This is a genomic window from Janthinobacterium aestuarii (assembly GCF_046113285.1).
Classification (GTDB): Bacteria; Pseudomonadota; Gammaproteobacteria; order Burkholderiales; family Burkholderiaceae_D; genus Janthinobacterium.
On sequence record NZ_CP142524.1, the window covers coordinates 5,329,383 to 5,343,527 of the forward strand.

General features: G+C 64.0%; 15 protein-coding genes. 11 read left to right on the forward strand and 4 right to left on the reverse strand.

Going from position 1 to position 14,145, the window contains the following annotated elements; translation table 11 throughout:
* The first annotated feature begins 61 nt into the window (after positions 1–61).
* The 5 genes from OX462_RS23900 (at position 62) to rpoH (ending at position 5,196) form a co-directional block, all read left to right on the forward strand.
* Positions 62–1,003: a MerR family transcriptional regulator gene (locus tag OX462_RS23900; protein WP_070222512.1), complete on the forward strand. Its 942-nt coding sequence runs from the start codon at positions 62–64 to the stop codon at positions 1,001–1,003.
* Between the two features lie 164 nt (positions 1,004–1,167).
* On the forward strand, positions 1,168–2,223 hold the full coding sequence (gene ftsY, locus OX462_RS23905; protein ID WP_099409837.1) for a signal recognition particle-docking protein FtsY: 1,056 nt from the start codon (positions 1,168–1,170) through the stop codon (positions 2,221–2,223).
* An 8-nt stretch (positions 2,224–2,231) separates the two neighbouring features.
* A complete protein-coding gene (locus tag OX462_RS23910) occupies positions 2,232–2,975 on the forward strand; it encodes a cell division ATP-binding protein FtsE (protein ID WP_070222516.1) in 744 nt (247 codons plus the stop codon).
* Positions 2,972–3,892 carry a permease-like cell division protein FtsX gene (ftsX, locus tag OX462_RS23915; RefSeq protein ID WP_070222518.1) on the forward strand — a complete coding sequence of 307 codons (921 nt, stop codon included), beginning with the start codon at positions 2,972–2,974 and terminating at the stop codon, positions 3,890–3,892. Before OX462_RS23910 ends, ftsX begins: the two co-directional genes overlap by 4 nt.
* Positions 3,893–4,302: 410 nt before the next feature.
* On the forward strand, positions 4,303–5,196 hold the full coding sequence (rpoH, locus tag OX462_RS23920) for an RNA polymerase sigma factor RpoH (RefSeq protein ID WP_070222520.1): 894 nt from the start codon (positions 4,303–4,305) through the stop codon (positions 5,194–5,196).
* Positions 5,197–5,285: 89 nt separating this feature from the next.
* On the opposite strand, the gene OX462_RS23925 is transcribed toward rpoH, so the two are convergent.
* A complete protein-coding gene (locus tag OX462_RS23925; RefSeq protein WP_070290134.1) occupies positions 5,286–5,552 on the reverse strand; it encodes a hypothetical protein in 267 nt (88 codons plus the stop codon).
* Positions 5,553–5,729: 177 nt separating this feature from the next.
* Between OX462_RS23925 and OX462_RS23930 the strand changes: the two genes are divergently transcribed.
* Positions 5,730–6,182, forward strand: a complete 453-nt coding sequence (locus tag OX462_RS23930; protein ID WP_070290132.1) for a hypothetical protein — start codon at positions 5,730–5,732, stop codon at positions 6,180–6,182.
* Here OX462_RS23930 and OX462_RS23935 read toward each other — a convergent pair.
* On the reverse strand, positions 6,179–6,526 hold the full coding sequence (locus tag OX462_RS23935; RefSeq protein WP_070290131.1) for an antibiotic biosynthesis monooxygenase family protein: 348 nt from the start codon (positions 6,524–6,526) through the stop codon (positions 6,179–6,181). The two genes, OX462_RS23930 and OX462_RS23935, sit on opposite strands and share 4 nt — an antisense overlap.
* A complete protein-coding gene (locus OX462_RS23940; RefSeq protein WP_409027228.1) occupies positions 6,523–7,650 on the reverse strand; it encodes a cytochrome P450 family protein in 1,128 nt (375 codons plus the stop codon). Before OX462_RS23940 ends, OX462_RS23935 begins: the two co-directional genes overlap by 4 nt.
* Positions 7,651–7,726: 76 nt before the next feature.
* On the opposite strand from OX462_RS23940, the gene OX462_RS23945 reads away from it, so the two are divergent.
* The 5 genes from OX462_RS23945 to OX462_RS23965 all read left to right on the forward strand — a co-directional run bounded on the left by OX462_RS23945 (position 7,727) and on the right by OX462_RS23965 (position 13,793).
* Positions 7,727–8,425 (forward strand): ArsR/SmtB family transcription factor, encoded by a 699-nt coding sequence (locus OX462_RS23945; RefSeq protein WP_070312922.1) that lies wholly within the window; start codon positions 7,727–7,729, stop codon positions 8,423–8,425.
* Positions 8,422–9,147: an ABC transporter ATP-binding protein gene (locus tag OX462_RS23950; RefSeq protein WP_070312923.1), complete on the forward strand. Its 726-nt coding sequence runs from the start codon at positions 8,422–8,424 to the stop codon at positions 9,145–9,147. The genes OX462_RS23945 and OX462_RS23950 overlap by 4 nt, the downstream gene beginning before the upstream one ends.
* Complete coding sequence (locus OX462_RS23955; RefSeq protein WP_409027229.1) at positions 9,144–11,426, forward strand: CPBP family intramembrane glutamic endopeptidase; 2,283 nt, start codon at positions 9,144–9,146, stop codon at positions 11,424–11,426. The genes OX462_RS23950 and OX462_RS23955 overlap by 4 nt, the downstream gene beginning before the upstream one ends.
* A gap of 84 nt (positions 11,427–11,510) precedes the next feature.
* Positions 11,511–13,151, forward strand: coding sequence for a patatin-like phospholipase family protein (locus OX462_RS23960; protein WP_409027230.1), 1,641 nt, complete (start codon positions 11,511–11,513; stop codon positions 13,149–13,151).
* Between the two features lie 144 nt (positions 13,152–13,295).
* Positions 13,296–13,793, forward strand: a complete 498-nt coding sequence (locus tag OX462_RS23965; protein ID WP_070290123.1) for a zinc ribbon domain-containing protein — start codon at positions 13,296–13,298, stop codon at positions 13,791–13,793.
* A 93-nt stretch (positions 13,794–13,886) separates the two neighbouring features.
* Here OX462_RS23965 and OX462_RS23970 read toward each other — a convergent pair whose 3' ends face one another.
* On the reverse strand, positions 13,887–14,105 hold the full coding sequence (locus tag OX462_RS23970; protein WP_034784905.1) for a hypothetical protein: 219 nt from the start codon (positions 14,103–14,105) through the stop codon (positions 13,887–13,889).
* Between the last annotated feature and the right edge of the window lie 40 nt (positions 14,106–14,145).

Consider the following 14,145-nt stretch of genomic DNA (forward strand, 5'->3'; position numbering starts at 1 on the left):
GGGCGGCGGAAGGCGTAAAATGCACTCCACGTTCTTTTTGGCATGCGAGCAAGCCCCTGGTATGGATACTGACCTGCAACCTACTTCCGCCTTCAGCATCAGCGATGTCGAGCGCGATACCGGGCTGGCCAAGGAAACCTTGCGTGTCTGGGAGCGCCGCTACGCTTTTCCCCAGCCTCAGCGCGACGCCTTTGGCGAACGCAGCTACCCGGCCGAGCAAGTGCAGAAGTTGCGCATGGTCAAGCGCCTGCTGGACCTCGGCTTTCGTCCGGGAAAAATCATGCAGCACAGCACCGTGCAACTGCAGCAGCTGGCCAGCGCCGGCAGTGCGGCGCCGTCAACGCCGCCTCCGCAGCTCGAACACTACCTGTCGCTGTGCCACGGCCACCAGATGGCGGAACTGGGGGACGCCCTGCGCCAGGCGCTGGCCGTGCTGGGCTTGAAAGCGTTCACCATCGACGTGATCGCCCCCCTGACGGGCATGGTGGGCGAGGCGTGGGCTTGCGGCGACCTGGCCGTGTATGAAGAGCATCTGTATAGCGAAACCTTGCAAACGGTGATGCGCCACGCCATCTTTTCCCTGCCGCAGGCAAGCAGCCCATCGACGCGCACGCCACGCATCGTGCTCAGTACCTTGCCGCAGGAGCGTCATGGCCTGGGGCTGCTGATGGCCGAGGCGCTGTGCGCGGCGGCCGGCGCCCATTGCATGTCGCTGGGAGTGGAAACGCCGCTGACGGACATCGTCGCGGCCGCCCGCGCGCAGCGGGCCGATATCGTGGCGCTGTCGTTTTCCAGCGCCAGCAAGCAGCGGCAGACGCGCGACAGCCTGCAGCAACTGCATGCGAACTTGCCGCCAAGCATGGAATTGTGGGCAGGGGGACGCAGTCCCGTGCTGTACAAGCAGCCCCCTTCTTTCCTGCATGTGCTGGACTTGCGGCAAGTCGACGAAAGCATCGCCGACTGGCGCCGCCGCCACCAGGCGCTGGCCCTGCAAACGCATTGAACCCGTTGAAAAGCGCGGCAACTGCGGCGATCTCCGTGGATAGGCACGCAATGTTGCCAATCGAACAGTAAAGCATGAAGGGCCGGGCGCGCTCTGGTAGAATAGCCCGTAACACAGTGTCCGGCGCCGCCGGGCCTTAGGTCAGCACCCGCCACCACACATCCATGTTTAGTTTCTTCAAGAAAAAACCCATCGCTCCCGAGGCCGCACCAGCCGAGCCCCTCGTCCTTCCCGCCACGCCGCCCGCACCGCAGCCAGCCGCTACGCCCCTGAGCGGCGCGCCGGCCGAGCTCGTGCCCGTGATCGTGGCCGCCGAACCCGAGAAAAAATCGTGGATGACGCGCCTGAAGGCGGGCCTGTCGAAAACCTCGAACACCTTGTCCGTGCTGTTCGTCGGCGCGAAGATCGACGACGCCCTGTACGAAGAGCTGGAAGCGGCGCTGCTGATGTCCGACGCCGGCATCGACGCCACCGAATTCCTGCTCACGGAATTGAAGAAAAAGGTCAAGGAAGACAAGCTGCTCGACGCAGCCGCCGTCAAGGCCGCGCTGAAAGTGCTGCTGATCGAGCTGCTCTCGCCGCTGGAAAAGCGCTTCGAGCTGGGCCGCCACAAGCCGCTGGTGATGATGATTTCCGGCGTCAATGGCGCGGGCAAGACCACCACCATCGGCAAGCTGGCCAAGCACATGCAGTCGAACAACCAGTCCGTGCTGCTGGCCGCGGGCGACACCTTCCGCGCCGCCGCGCGCGAGCAGCTGATGGTCTGGGGCGAGCGCAACAACGTTACCGTGATTTCGCAGGAATCGGGCGACCCGGCCGCCGTGGCCTACGACTCCGTGCAATCGGCGAAGGCGCGCGGCATCGACGTGGTCATGGTCGACACGGCCGGCCGCCTGCCGACGCAGTTGCACTTGATGGAAGAATTGAAGAAAATCAAGCGCGTGATCGGCAAGGGCATGGAGGGCGCACCGCATGAAACCCTGCTCGTCATCGACGGCAACACGGGCCAGAACGCCCTCACGCAAGTGAAGGCCTTCGACGATGCCCTGCAGCTGAGCGGCCTGGTGATCACCAAGCTGGACGGTACCGCCAAGGGCGGCGTGCTGGCGGCGATTGCCCGCGTGCGCCCCGTGCCCGTGTATTTCATCGGCATCGGTGAGAAAATTGAAGACTTGCAGCCTTTCGTGGCTGCCGAATTTGTCGAAGCGCTGCTCGGATAAGCCTATACATGATTGAATTTCAGCACGTCTCCAAGCAATACTCCCCCGACGCCGTGGCGCTCAGCGACATTTCGCTCAGTATTGCCAAGGGCGAGCTGGTCTTCCTGGCCGGCCCGTCCGGCGCCGGCAAGTCCACCTTGCTGAAAATGATCGCCGCCATGGAACGCCCCACGTCGGGCAAGCTGATCGTCAATGGCCAGGACATGGCGAAGATCAAGCCGGCCGGCGTGCCGTTTTTGCGCCGTAACATGGGCCTGATCTTCCAGCAACAAAAACTGCTGAACGACCGCTCCATCCTGGCCAACGTCATGCTGCCGCTGCTCGTCGTCGGCGCGCATAAAGTTGCCGCCGAGCAGCGCGCGCGCGCCGCGCTCGACAAGGTGGGATTGCTGGACCGCGCCATGGCGCGTCCGCTGTCGCTGTCGGGCGGCGAGCAGCAGCGCGTATCGATCGCGCGCGCCATCGTCAACCGGCCGCAGATCATTCTGGCCGACGAACCGACGGCCAACCTGGACCGCGCCAGCGCCAACAAGGTGCTCGACGCCCTCAAAGCATTCCACTCGGTGGGCGTGACCTGCCTCATTTCCAGCCATGACGAACAGATGCTCGACGCCGCCGCCCGCGTGATCCACCTGAAGAACGGCCAGCTGGTCGCCATCGACAAGGCCACGCAGGCGCCCGTCTTCGCGCCACCCGATCCCGATTTCGCGCCCGCCCCCGACCAGGACGATGCGCAGGGAGAACAGGCATGAGAGGCTGGTTCCGTCAACACCGCTTCGCGCTCGGTTCGGCGCTGATTCACTTGCGCAAGTCGCCAGGCGGCTTCCTGTTGAACGTGCTCGTCGTCGCCATCGCCCTGTCGCTGCCGTTCGCCGGCTTGACCATGCTCGACAATGTGCGCCCCATGTCGGAACAGATGTCGGTCGACCCGGAAATCAGCGTCTTCCTGAAGATCGACACGCCGCGCGAGCAAGCCGTGGCCCTGGCCAGCGCCATGCGCAAGATCGTCGGCGAGCAAAAGGCGAAGATCGTCTTCATCCCGCGCGAACAGGCGCTCGATACGCTGAAGAACAAGAACGGCCTGGCCGACGTGCTGAGCACCCTGGGCGACAATCCCCTGCCCGACAGCTATGTGCTGAAACTCGACGCCTTCAGCAGCGCCAGCGAAGCGCAGGACGTCGATGCCGTGGCGGAACAGTTGCGCCACCTGCCCGGCGTGGAATCGGCGCAAGTCGATTCGGCCTGGGTCAAGCGCCTGGCGGCCCTGCTGGGCGTGCTGCGCCTGGTGCTGCTGCTGCTGGCCATCACCCTGGGCGTGGCCGTCATCGCCGTGGTCTTCAATACCATCCGCCTGCAAGTGATGCAGCAGCGCGATGAAATCAGCATCTCGAAACTGATCGGCGCCACCGATACTTTCATCCACCGCCCCTTCTATTACACGGGTGCCCTGCTGGGCCTGTGCGCCGGTGCGCTGGCGCTGGGCGCCGTGGCGCTGGCCTTGCAGCCGCTCAATACCGCGATTGCCGAGTTTGCACGCCTGTATGCGTCCGAATTTCAGCTGGTGCCGCTGGCGCCGCTGCCGATGGCCGGCTTGCTGGCCGTCAGCGCCGGCCTGGGCCTGATCGGCGCCTTCCTCTGCGTACAGCGCCACCTGGCGCGCCTGAACTGACCTTCCTTTCCATGGCGGCGCTCCTGGCGCCGCCATGCGCCTCGCCATCCCCATCTGCTGTTATCTTGATATTTAGCAAGTATTCTTAAGGCTCGCTTCAGCCAGAGGCCGTAGACTGGCCATGTTGTCGTAAAGCGCTATCTCGCGCTGTTCAGAGATATATATCAAGCATTAAATCACCATAGCATTTAGGCTATCAGGACGATTAAATGTGCTGATTGGCACTCTCAGGCAGAGAGTGCTAATATAGGGACATACCAACAGCAGAACCGCCATGGACGCCAGATGAAGATGGTGCCGCGATCTGCAAAGTGCAAGACCGAATACGCAAAACAGAACAGACAATCGGGCCACATCGTGTGATGTGGCCAACTGGAACAAAGCAAGACTACGAGGGAGAAAACATGACTATGATGTCCGCAACATCCGCATTGGTTCCGACCAAAAGTAATGCGCTGGGCCTCGGGTTCACTGGCAATCTGGGCAATATCGACGCCTATATTTCGGCCGTGAACCGTCTGCCCATGTTGACCCACGACGAAGAAATTTCGCTGGCGAAACGCCTGCGCGAAAAAAATGACCTGGCCGCCGCGCAAGAGCTGGTGCTGTCGCACCTGCGCCTGGTGGTCTCGATTGCCCGCGGCTATCTGGGCTATGGCTTGCCGCACGCCGACCTGATTCAGGAAGGCAATATCGGCTTGATGAAAGCCGTGAAACGTTTCGATCCGGACCAGGGCGTGCGCCTGGTGTCGTACGCCATGCACTGGGTGAAAGCCGAGATGCATGAGTACATCCTGAAAAACTGGCGCCTGGTCAAGGTCGCGACGACGAAGGCACAGCGCAAGCTGTTCTTCAACCTGCGCAGCCACAAGACGGGCCTCGATGCGATGACGCCGAAGCAGATCGATGCGCTGGCCAAGCTGCTCGACGTGAAGCGCGAAGAAGTGATCGAAATGGAAACGCGCTTGAGCGGCCGCGACATCGCGCTGGAGTCGCCGACCGACGATGAAGACGACAAGTTTTCGCCGATCGCCTATCTGTCGTCGGAGCAAAGCGAGCCGACCAAGGTGCTGGAAGCGGAACAAGTGACGCGCCTGCAATCGGAAGGTCTGGAAACGGCCTTGTCGAAGCTGGACGCCCGTTCGCGCCGCATCATCGAAGCGCGCTGGCTGGCCAACGACGACGGCTCCGGCGCCACCTTGCACGCGCTGGCGGAAGAGTTCGGCGTATCGGCCGAGCGCATCCGCCAGATCGAAGTGGCGGCGCTGAAGAAAATGAAGGGCGCGCTGGCGGCCTACGTGTAATCGCAAGCAATGCCGCAATGCAAAAGGCGCCGCAAGGCGCCTTTTAGTTTTATAAATGATATTTATCAACAGATAAACATTGTCAGCCCTTATGCTGCAGCCAAGCCCTTGGTGATCAGCTCGGCGACCAATTCATTCAGATCCGCGCCGCGCTCCTTGGCCAGGGTCTGCAATTGCAACACCAGATCGCTGTTCAGCTTGACGGCGAACGGCACCAGGCCCAGCGCCTGATCGCGCTTGCGCTGCTCGCGGCGGTCGACGACCACCGCTTCCTTACCGAATGCACCGGCGCCGGGAACATTCATCTTTCCCATCAGTTTCTTGGCATCGCTTTTGGCCAGGTCGGTTTTTTTCATGGTTGTTTCCTGATTTTCAAAACAGCCATTCTACGCAGTAATCGGCGCGCCGCGTGGCCGGCGCGTCAATTCATCGGCAGCGCGCCAATAGTGCGCCAGAAAAATATCATTTTGTTATTATCATTTTCATCCCACGCGTGGACGCCACGCCGGGACGCTTCACCTGAAAGGAAAAACATGCACTATCTACATCAATCGTACCGAACGTGGTTGTTCCCCCTGTTCATCGCCTGCCTGGCCGTGCTGGCGGGCTGCGGCGCGGCCGGCAGCGCCGGCGACGCGGAAAACACGCCGCGCAGCGTCACCCACGTGCTCTCGCCGGGCGAACAGGTCGCCATCACGGCCACCGATACCCTGAAACTCGAGCGCGTCAACGACAGCCGCTGCCGCAAGGGCGCCGTGTGCGTGTGGAAAGGCTACGTCAGCTACAGTTTCAGTTTGCTCAACAGCGCGGGCGCCACCGACATCGTCTTGTCCGAGTCCATGCCCGGCGCCGCCAGCTCCGTGACCGTCAACCACCTGACGTTCACCCTGCTCGACGTCGATCCGGCCACGCCGCCCGCCCTGGACGCGGCCGCGCCCACCTACCGGGTCAAGGTCAAGATTACGCAGGGCGCGCTGCCCCGCTAAATACCGTGGCGGCGCTGGCTGTCGGCAGGCGCCTGCTGGCGCTCCAGCATGCCGTAATCGCGCACCACGCCGGCGATGCGCAACCGGTAGTCGTCGAACACACCGTGCCTGCCCGCCGATTGCGCCGCGCGGTGCGCTTCCAGCTGCCGCCACTGCGCCAGTGCCGCTTCGTCGCGAAAGAAAGACAGCGACAGCAGTTTGCCAGGCTCGCTCAGGCTGCTGAAGCGCTCGATGGAAATGAATCCATCGACGTCAGCGAGCAAGGGACGCAGCGCGGCCGCCAGATCCAGATACTGCTGGCGTCCTTCGGCGCTGGGCCAGACTTCGAAAATCACGGCAATCATGCTATTTCTCCAGTGCTGAAAACGGGGATGCGGGCATTCAGCGAAGACCGGTACGACCAGGCCAGCGGCATGTCTTCCAGCCCGTCGGCCCATGCCTGCAGGCATGCCGTGGCAATCGTCTGCGCGATGGACTGGCCCGGACAGGCGTGGCGGCCATGGCCAAAACCCGACTCCGCCTGGCCGGCGCTGGCCAGCACGACGACGATCGTCTGCCCGGCCGGTATGCGCACGCCGGGCAATTCCACGGCATCGGCCGTGTAGCGGCGCGTGTTGTGGATCGCGGGATCATGCTGGCTGACTTCGCGCAGCATGGCCGGCCACAGCAAAGGCGCAGCACGCACTTGCGCGGACAACTGCGGCTGCGCGCGCAAGGCCACGACTGCATTGCCCAGCAAGCCGGCCGTGGCGTCACACGTCTGCGACAGCAAGCCCACGAGGTTGGCCAGCACGCCGCCAGACGCCCGCCAGCCGACGGCATCCGCCCCGGTCACGATGTCGTGCAGCAAGCTGCCGGGCAAGGCATCCGCCTCGCGCAGCAATACGGTAAAACCGTGCAGCAAGGCATCGGCCGCTTGCTGCGCGCCGGCCAATTCTTTCCCATTGCTCAGCGGCGACAAACAGGCGACAAAGTCGCGCGTCCAGGCGGCCAGCGCCGGCCATTGCGCTGGCGCAAAGCCCAGCAAGTCCGCCATGGCGAACAGGGGCAGCTCAAAAATCGCCTCGTTCAGCTGCGCGGCGCTGCCGGGAACGCGGTCGCCGGCAAACTGCATCACCCGTCCGTGCAGGCGAGCCAGGTCCACCTGGCCCAGCGCGCGCGCCAGCACCTGTTTCGGCACGGCATGCCGCTCGCCCTCGTTCATGCGCACCAGTTCGGCAAAGATGGCGCCGCACGGCGTGCCTGCCAGCGTATCCGGTACCGGTTGGCCTGCCGGGCGCACGCGGCAAGCAGGATGCTCGAGCACGGCCCGCACGCCGGCCGCGCCCGTCGCCAGCCAGCAATCGAGCGACGCCTCGAAACGCAGCGGCGGGCCGTCCGCCAGGCGGCGATAGTAGCCATACGGTGCCGCGTGGGTGACGGCGGAAAAAGGGTCGGTGGGGGCGATAACAACGTCGGCGAGCGGCATGCGCATTCCATTGCAGTGATGTGGGGACACGAGTATGCTGGTCCTTCCACCACAACACTTCGCCCACGGACGAATCATGGATGACAAACTTCCCTCGGCCGACATGGGCCTGGCGCAACTGGCCGGCGCCATCGCCGAACCGGCCCGCGCGCGCATGCTGTGCAGCCTGCTCGATGGCCATGCGCGCACGGCCACGGAATTGTCCACCTTGGCCGAGGTAGGCGCCTCGACGGCCAGCGCCCATCTGGCGCGCTTGCGCGATGACGGTTTGCTGTCGATGCTGGCGCAGGGCAAGCACCGCTACTACCGTCTGGCCAGTACGGAGGTGGCGCGGGCGCTGGAGGCGCTGCTGGTAGTGGCCGGCGTGCCCGCAACGCCGTTTACACCCTCCACGCCGGACCGCTTGCGCCATGCGCGCACCTGCTACGACCACATGGCCGGCACGGTCGCCGTCGCCATGCACGACCAGTTGCACGCGCAAGGCTGGCTGCTCGACGATGGCGGCGAAGGCGAATATTGCCTGTCGGAAGCGGGCGCGGCCGGCATGGCGGCGCTGGGCATCGACGTGCCGCAATTGCAGCGCCAGCGCCGCCGCTTCGCCTGTGCCTGCCTGGACTGGAGCGAACGGCGCGCCCATTTGGGCGGGGCGCTGGGGGCGGCCCTGCTGCAGCTGGCCCTGCGCCGGCGCTGGGCCGAGCGCGAACTCGACAGCCGTGCCCTGCGCCTCACGCCCGATGGCGAGCGGCGCCTGCTGGCCGCGCTGGGTGCGCCATGATCAGCTTCGAAGGTTTGTCCAAACACTACGGCACCTTCGAGGCCGTCAAGCCGCTGACCTTACAAGTGGGCAAAGGAGAGGTCTTCGGCTTCCTGGGCCCGAATGGGGCCGGTAAAACCACCACCATCCGCATGCTGATGGGCATCCTCGTGCCCAGCAGCGGGCGCGTGCTGATCGATGGCCTCGATTGCCACCGCGATGGCGCCGCCGTCAAGCGCAAGGTGGGTTACCTGCCCGACAATCCCATCTTCTACGATTATTTGCGGGGACGTGAAATCCTGCAATTCGTGGCCGAAATGCATGGCTATCCACGTGCCGAGGCGGCCACGCGCACGGCGCGTCTGCTGACGGAATTCGGCCTGGACGAGGCGAGCGAGGATTTCGCCGTCAATTATTCGCTGGGCATGAAGAAAAAGCTGGGCCTGGCGTGCGCGCTGATCCACGATCCCGCCGTGCTGATCCTCGATGAACCGATCAACGGCCTCGACCCGCGTGCGTCGCGCGACGTGCAGGAACGCCTGCTGCGCATCGCCGCGGCCGGCACCACCATTTTTGTGTCCACGCATTTGCTCGACATGGCGCAAAAACTGTGCAGCCGGGTTGCCATCATCCACCGTGGCGCCCTGGTCGCCACGGGCAGCCTGGACGAGATCCGCCAGCAGCTGTCCAGCGACGGCAGCCTGGAAGACCTCTTTTTACAACTCACCGACGACACCGCATGACACCGGCGCCACCCACCGCCTGGCGCGCCGTCTGGCTGCTGACCCGATTGCGCCTGCAGCGCCTGCTCAACGTCAGCGGCAAGGGCTTGGCGTTCCATCGGGGAGGCAAGAGCCGGCCCGCCACGCCAGGAAAGAAACGAGGACGCTGGCTGCTGGGCGCGCTGCTGGTCTTGCCCATGCTATTTGCCTCCGGCAATATCGCCCGCCACAACCTGCTGAACATGCATTGCCTGCTCGACCAGGTGGCCGTTTGCCAGGCCAAGGGCAGCCTGCAGGCAGGCGAGCGCGTGATGGCGCCCGTCATCGCCCACTTGATCGAGCAACCGTTCAGTGCGGCACTGGCGGGCGCCCTGACCTTGCAATTGGCGCTGCTGTGGCTGGTGAGCCTGCTGCTGCCGCTGGGCATGGGAGAACTGTCGAAGCCGGACTGGGACCTGGAATGGCTGGTCACCCTGCCCGTCGACAAGGGCACCCTGCTGTGGGCGCGCGTGCTCGAACGCACGCTGGTCAACCCGCTCGGCCTGCTGGTGCTGTGGCCCGGCACCACCATGATCGCCTGGTATTCGGGCCAGGGCTGGTTTTCGCCGCTGTCGGGGCTGTTTGCCTGCCTGCTCCTGCTGGCCCTGGCAGCCATGTTGCGTACCCTGATCGACACGGGCTTGCGCCTGTCGCTCAGTCCTGCGCAGCTGCGCAACTTGCAGGCCCTGCTGTCGGTGGCCGGCCTGTTTCCCATGTATATGGGCATGTCGTTCGGCATGGGCACGGGCGGCTTTGCCCACGCGTGGGCGGCGGCCATGCCGGCCTGGACCGGCTGGACGGCGCCGGGCCTGCTGGTGAGTTTGCTCAATGCCCGAGGTGCGGCAGCGGCCTTGCCGGCCGTGCTGCTGCTGGCGCAATGCCTGTGCTTGATGCTGCTGGGCATGGCCCTGCTGCGCCGCCAGCTGCGCCACGGCGTGGTGGGCGCGGGCCAGCGCGAGGCCGGCCGCAAGCGCTCCCCTGCGAACCAGTCCGCTGGCAAGTGGCGCGCCCGCCCCGGCACGGTGATCCAGCGCCGCGAGCTGACCTTGCTGCTGCGCGACCGCAATTTTCTCGTGCAAACCCTGTTGCTGCCTTTACTGATCCTCGGTGGCCAGGCCCTGTTCTCGGGCCAGGCGCGCGACCTGCACGAGCTGCTTTCCAGCCCCGTCTTGCTGGCCTCTACCGGCTTTTTCCTCGGCACTTATGTGCTGATGATGTCGGCCTTCCAGACCCTCAACAAGGAAGGCGGCGCGCTGTGGCTGCTGTACACGTTTCCCGTCGCCGTCGACCAGGCGCTGCGGCAAAAAGCCCAGCTGTGGGCCGCGCTGGCCCTGCTCTACCCCTTGATCCTGTTCAGCGCGGCGCTGGCCTGGCAAGACGCCTGGCGGTGGGACATGGCGGGTTTGATGCTGCTGGCCCTGGCCGGCATCCCCCTGTACTCGGCGATCGCCGTGGCGCTGGGCGTGTTTGCCAGCGATCCGCTGGCCACCGAGGCGGCGGTAAAGATACGGCCGGCCTACACGTATCTATACCTGCTGCTGACCGGCCTGTACATCGTCGCGCTGGCGGCCGGCAGCCTGGCGCAGCAACTGGTGTTTGTCGTGCTGACGGCGGCGCTGGCCGTGGCCCTGTGGCAAAAAGCACGCGATGAAGTGCCCTACCTGCTCGACCCGTCCGCCTCGCCGCCGGCCAGGGTGACGGCGGCCGACGGCCTGATCGCCGCCATGCTGTTTTTTATTCTGCAAATCCTGCTGTTGATCCTGCTCAAGGACAAGGTGGCTGGCGTGCTCACGTATGTGCTGCTGCGCCTGGTCTACTGGCGCAGCAAGACGGCCGGCGTGCCGCGCATGACACGAGGCAGGCACCCCTGGCGCTGGGGTACGGCAGGCGCGGCCGTATCCGCTCTCTGCGGCATCGCCTGCACGCTCGTGCTGCAAGCACCTGCGGCGGCAGCGGGCGGCAGTTCGTGGGACAGCCTGTGGCTGCTGGCCCTGGGCGTGCTGGCCGCGCCCCTATGCGAGGAATTCATTTTCCGCGGCTTGCTGCAGGGCGGCTTGCGCCGTTCGCTGCCGGCCTGGCAAGCCATCGCCATCGGCGCCGCGCTGTTTGCCATGATGCATCCGCCCTCCGCCATGCTGCCTGCCTTTGTGCTGGGCCTGTGCGCGGGCCTCGCGTACGAACGCAGCGGTGCGCTGCTGGCGCCCATGCTGGTACACGCGGGCTACAACGCCGCCCTCCTCGCATATCAGCTGCATGCTTAATCACCAGCAAGTTTGCTAGAATCGCACACGTTTCCGTCCGTATCCCAACCAATGACTACGCACAGATCACGCATGAAGCCACGCTTGTTCGCACCATTTATCCTCGTCGCGCTGCTGAGCGGCTGCACGGTACTCGCCCTGCGCCCCAACAGCGGCGTGGAAAACCGCACGTTCACCGTGCAGGAAGCCCCGCGCCTGCGCATCGACGCGCCCAAGGCGCGCATCCAGAACCCGATGCCCAACGACCACTTCATCGGCATCGCCCTGTCCGGCGGAGGCAGCCGCGCAGCCAATTTCTCGGCCGCCTCGCTGGAGCAGCTGGAGCAGTTCGGTCTCGTCAGCGGCGCCTCGGCCATCTCCGGCGTGTCCGGCGGCGCCATCGCGGGCGGCTACTATGCCTTGCATGGCAGACAGACGGATTGGCCTTTGCTGCGCAGCAAGCTGAAAACGGATTTCTTCGGCCAGACCATTTTGAAACCGGCCAACCTGACGACGATGTTGTTGACGAACAAGACGCGCACGTCCTTCCTGTCCGACGTGTTCGACGATGTGCTGTACGACAAGAAAACCTACGAGGACTTGCCGCACGACGGCCCCATCTTCCTGGCCAACGCGACGGATGCCACCGATGGCGGCAAGCGCGTGGTGTTTTCTTATGAGTATTTCTACGGCACCCTGCATTCGCCGATCCAGGATATCCGCCTGGCCACGGCCGTGGCCACCTCGGCCGCCTTTCCCGGCGTGTTCGATTCCGTCACCTTCGAGCGTTTCCGTCCGAAAAATACGTTCGTGCCGGAACTCGGTTCCGAGTCGCGCGAATCGCCGTCCTACGTGCACCTGTTCGACGGCGGCGCGGCCGACAACCTGGGCGTGGAAACCCTGTGGGACGTGGCCCTGACGCAACTGTACGGCAACGACATGGCCGTCGTGCCGCCGCGCCTGAACAGCAAGCCCTTCATCCTCATTTCCATCGACGCCAACGCGCCCAATTCCAGCGCCGTGTTCGAAAAGATGTCGGACGAGCGCCAGCCGCTGGACCGCATCTTCAACAAGAATATCTACGATGCCGTCGATGCCCTGTTTTCGCGCCAGCGCAAGGAAAATCTCGTCAAGATGGGCTTTGGGCAAGCCCGCTTCGATACCATCACGCATGAAAACTTTGGCGACCTGAGCCAGAAATTCGTCAAGGGCAAGCGCACCTCGGCCTTTGCCATTCCCGTGCTGTGCCGTCCCCACCTGGGCCAGTACCGCTGCGAAGTCGATGCGGCCGATCCTTTGCCCGGCCAGATCCGCACGCGCCTCGAAGGCTTTGCCTGGCATATTTCCATCGACCAGATCGCCTCGCTGGCGCTGCGCCTGTCCAGCGGCGACGCCCAAGTCGACAATGCCCGCAAGGAAGAGCGCGCCGCCCTCGTCAAGCTCCAACGCCTGGCCACGCAGACGAAGACCCATCTGAAACTGACGGGCCCGGAAAACTGCAGCCCGGACGTCTTGCAATCGGCGCTGTACAGCGCCGCGCGCGTGCTGATCCTCGACGACGAGGAATCGCGCTTCGCGCTGTGCGACTACATGCTGGCGGGCAAACTGATCAATGACGACACGGTCTGCAAGCAGCGCTACGTGCACGCCGTGCCCCGCTTCGCCATCGAGAGCGAAGATTTGCAATACCGCAACTTGAGTTCAGACGGCAATTCCGTGAACGTGCCGATACGCTGCAAGAAGTGAGCTGCCTGGCACGACAAGGGTAACTCTTGATTGTAATCAAGACAGCCATGACGTCGACGAAGAAGAATGCACTGTACGGCTGTTGCGGGGGATAAACCCATGCACCGCAGCCGCCTGGTCACCATTCATCGTGAAGGATAGCCCATGTTTTGCACGGCATGCGGGACGCAGCAAGCGGAAGGCAAGACGCACTTTTGCGCCAACTGTGGCGCGCGCAGTGACGCCGCCGAGGCACTGCCTGCCGGTGTGGCTGGCTGGAGCTGGGGTGCCTTCCTGCTGAACTGGATATGGGCGATCGGCAACCGCACGTGGATAGGCTTACTCGCACTGATCCCCTACGTTGGCATCGGGGTTGCCATCTGGCTGGGCATCAAAGGCCGTGAGATGGCCTGGAAAAATGGAAAATGGCAAAGTGTTGAACACTTCAACCTGGTACAACGAAAGTGGTCGCAATGGGGCATCGGTCTTACGCTAGTCATCGGCGTGATCAGCCTGTTGCTGTCTTTCGCCTTACTCGTATCGTGGTCGAAAGACATGAAGCGCGTTGACGCCAGCACCGTCGACACCCTGCTGGCGGCAGCGGAAACGTCCTCGCAAGAGGCCGCACAAGCGGCAATATGCCCAGCCGAAAGCGATGAGTAGCGCCTCGCACGCGCACAAAAAAGCCCGCACGATCGCTCGTACGGGCTTTAGCGCAAGGATTCCTGGCGCCCGGTTGATTTAGATCATTCGACCTTAAATCAAGCGACTACGCCTGCGCATGTAGCTGCGGCTTAACGCACCTTCCAGTTCCTGCTCCGTTTTATGCTGGTTCACCGTGTACAGGGCCCACAGGGCCGCCGGCGCCCAGCCGATCACAGTGCACTGCAAGATCAAGGCGGCGGCACCGGCCAGCGGGCGCCCCAGCATGAAAAACGTGAGACACGGAAGTAGCAAGGCTATCAGCAATCGCATCACGACATACTCTCCTTCAAAATAGAGCAGCGGACAAGGG

Excerpts from the sequence above, each read along its gene's own strand:
- rpoH (WP_070222520.1), top strand. The coding sequence starts at position 4,303 with ATGATGTCCGCAACATCCGCATTGGTTCCGACCAAAAGTAATGCGCTG.
- ftsX (WP_070222518.1), top strand. The coding sequence starts at position 2,972 with ATGAGAGGCTGGTTCCGTCAACACCGCTTCGCGCTCGGTTCGGCGCTG.
- OX462_RS23970 (WP_034784905.1), bottom strand. The coding sequence starts at position 14,105 with ATGCGATTGCTGATAGCCTTGCTACTTCCGTGTCTCACGTTTTTCATG.
- ftsY (WP_099409837.1), top strand. The coding sequence starts at position 1,168 with ATGTTTAGTTTCTTCAAGAAAAAACCCATCGCTCCCGAGGCCGCACCA.
- OX462_RS23910 (WP_070222516.1), top strand. The coding sequence starts at position 2,232 with ATGATTGAATTTCAGCACGTCTCCAAGCAATACTCCCCCGACGCCGTG.
- OX462_RS23935 (WP_070290131.1), bottom strand. The coding sequence starts at position 6,526 with ATGATTGCCGTGATTTTCGAAGTCTGGCCCAGCGCCGAAGGACGCCAG.
- OX462_RS23955 (WP_409027229.1), top strand. The coding sequence starts at position 9,144 with ATGACACCGGCGCCACCCACCGCCTGGCGCGCCGTCTGGCTGCTGACC.
- OX462_RS23945 (WP_070312922.1), top strand. The coding sequence starts at position 7,727 with ATGGATGACAAACTTCCCTCGGCCGACATGGGCCTGGCGCAACTGGCC.
- OX462_RS23950 (WP_070312923.1), top strand. The coding sequence starts at position 8,422 with ATGATCAGCTTCGAAGGTTTGTCCAAACACTACGGCACCTTCGAGGCC.
- OX462_RS23965 (WP_070290123.1), top strand. The coding sequence starts at position 13,296 with ATGTTTTGCACGGCATGCGGGACGCAGCAAGCGGAAGGCAAGACGCAC.
- OX462_RS23940 (WP_409027228.1), bottom strand. The coding sequence starts at position 7,650 with ATGCCGCTCGCCGACGTTGTTATCGCCCCCACCGACCCTTTTTCCGCC.
- OX462_RS23925 (WP_070290134.1), bottom strand. The coding sequence starts at position 5,552 with ATGAAAAAAACCGACCTGGCCAAAAGCGATGCCAAGAAACTGATGGGA.
- OX462_RS23900 (WP_070222512.1), top strand. The coding sequence starts at position 62 with ATGGATACTGACCTGCAACCTACTTCCGCCTTCAGCATCAGCGATGTC.
- OX462_RS23930 (WP_070290132.1), top strand. The coding sequence starts at position 5,730 with ATGCACTATCTACATCAATCGTACCGAACGTGGTTGTTCCCCCTGTTC.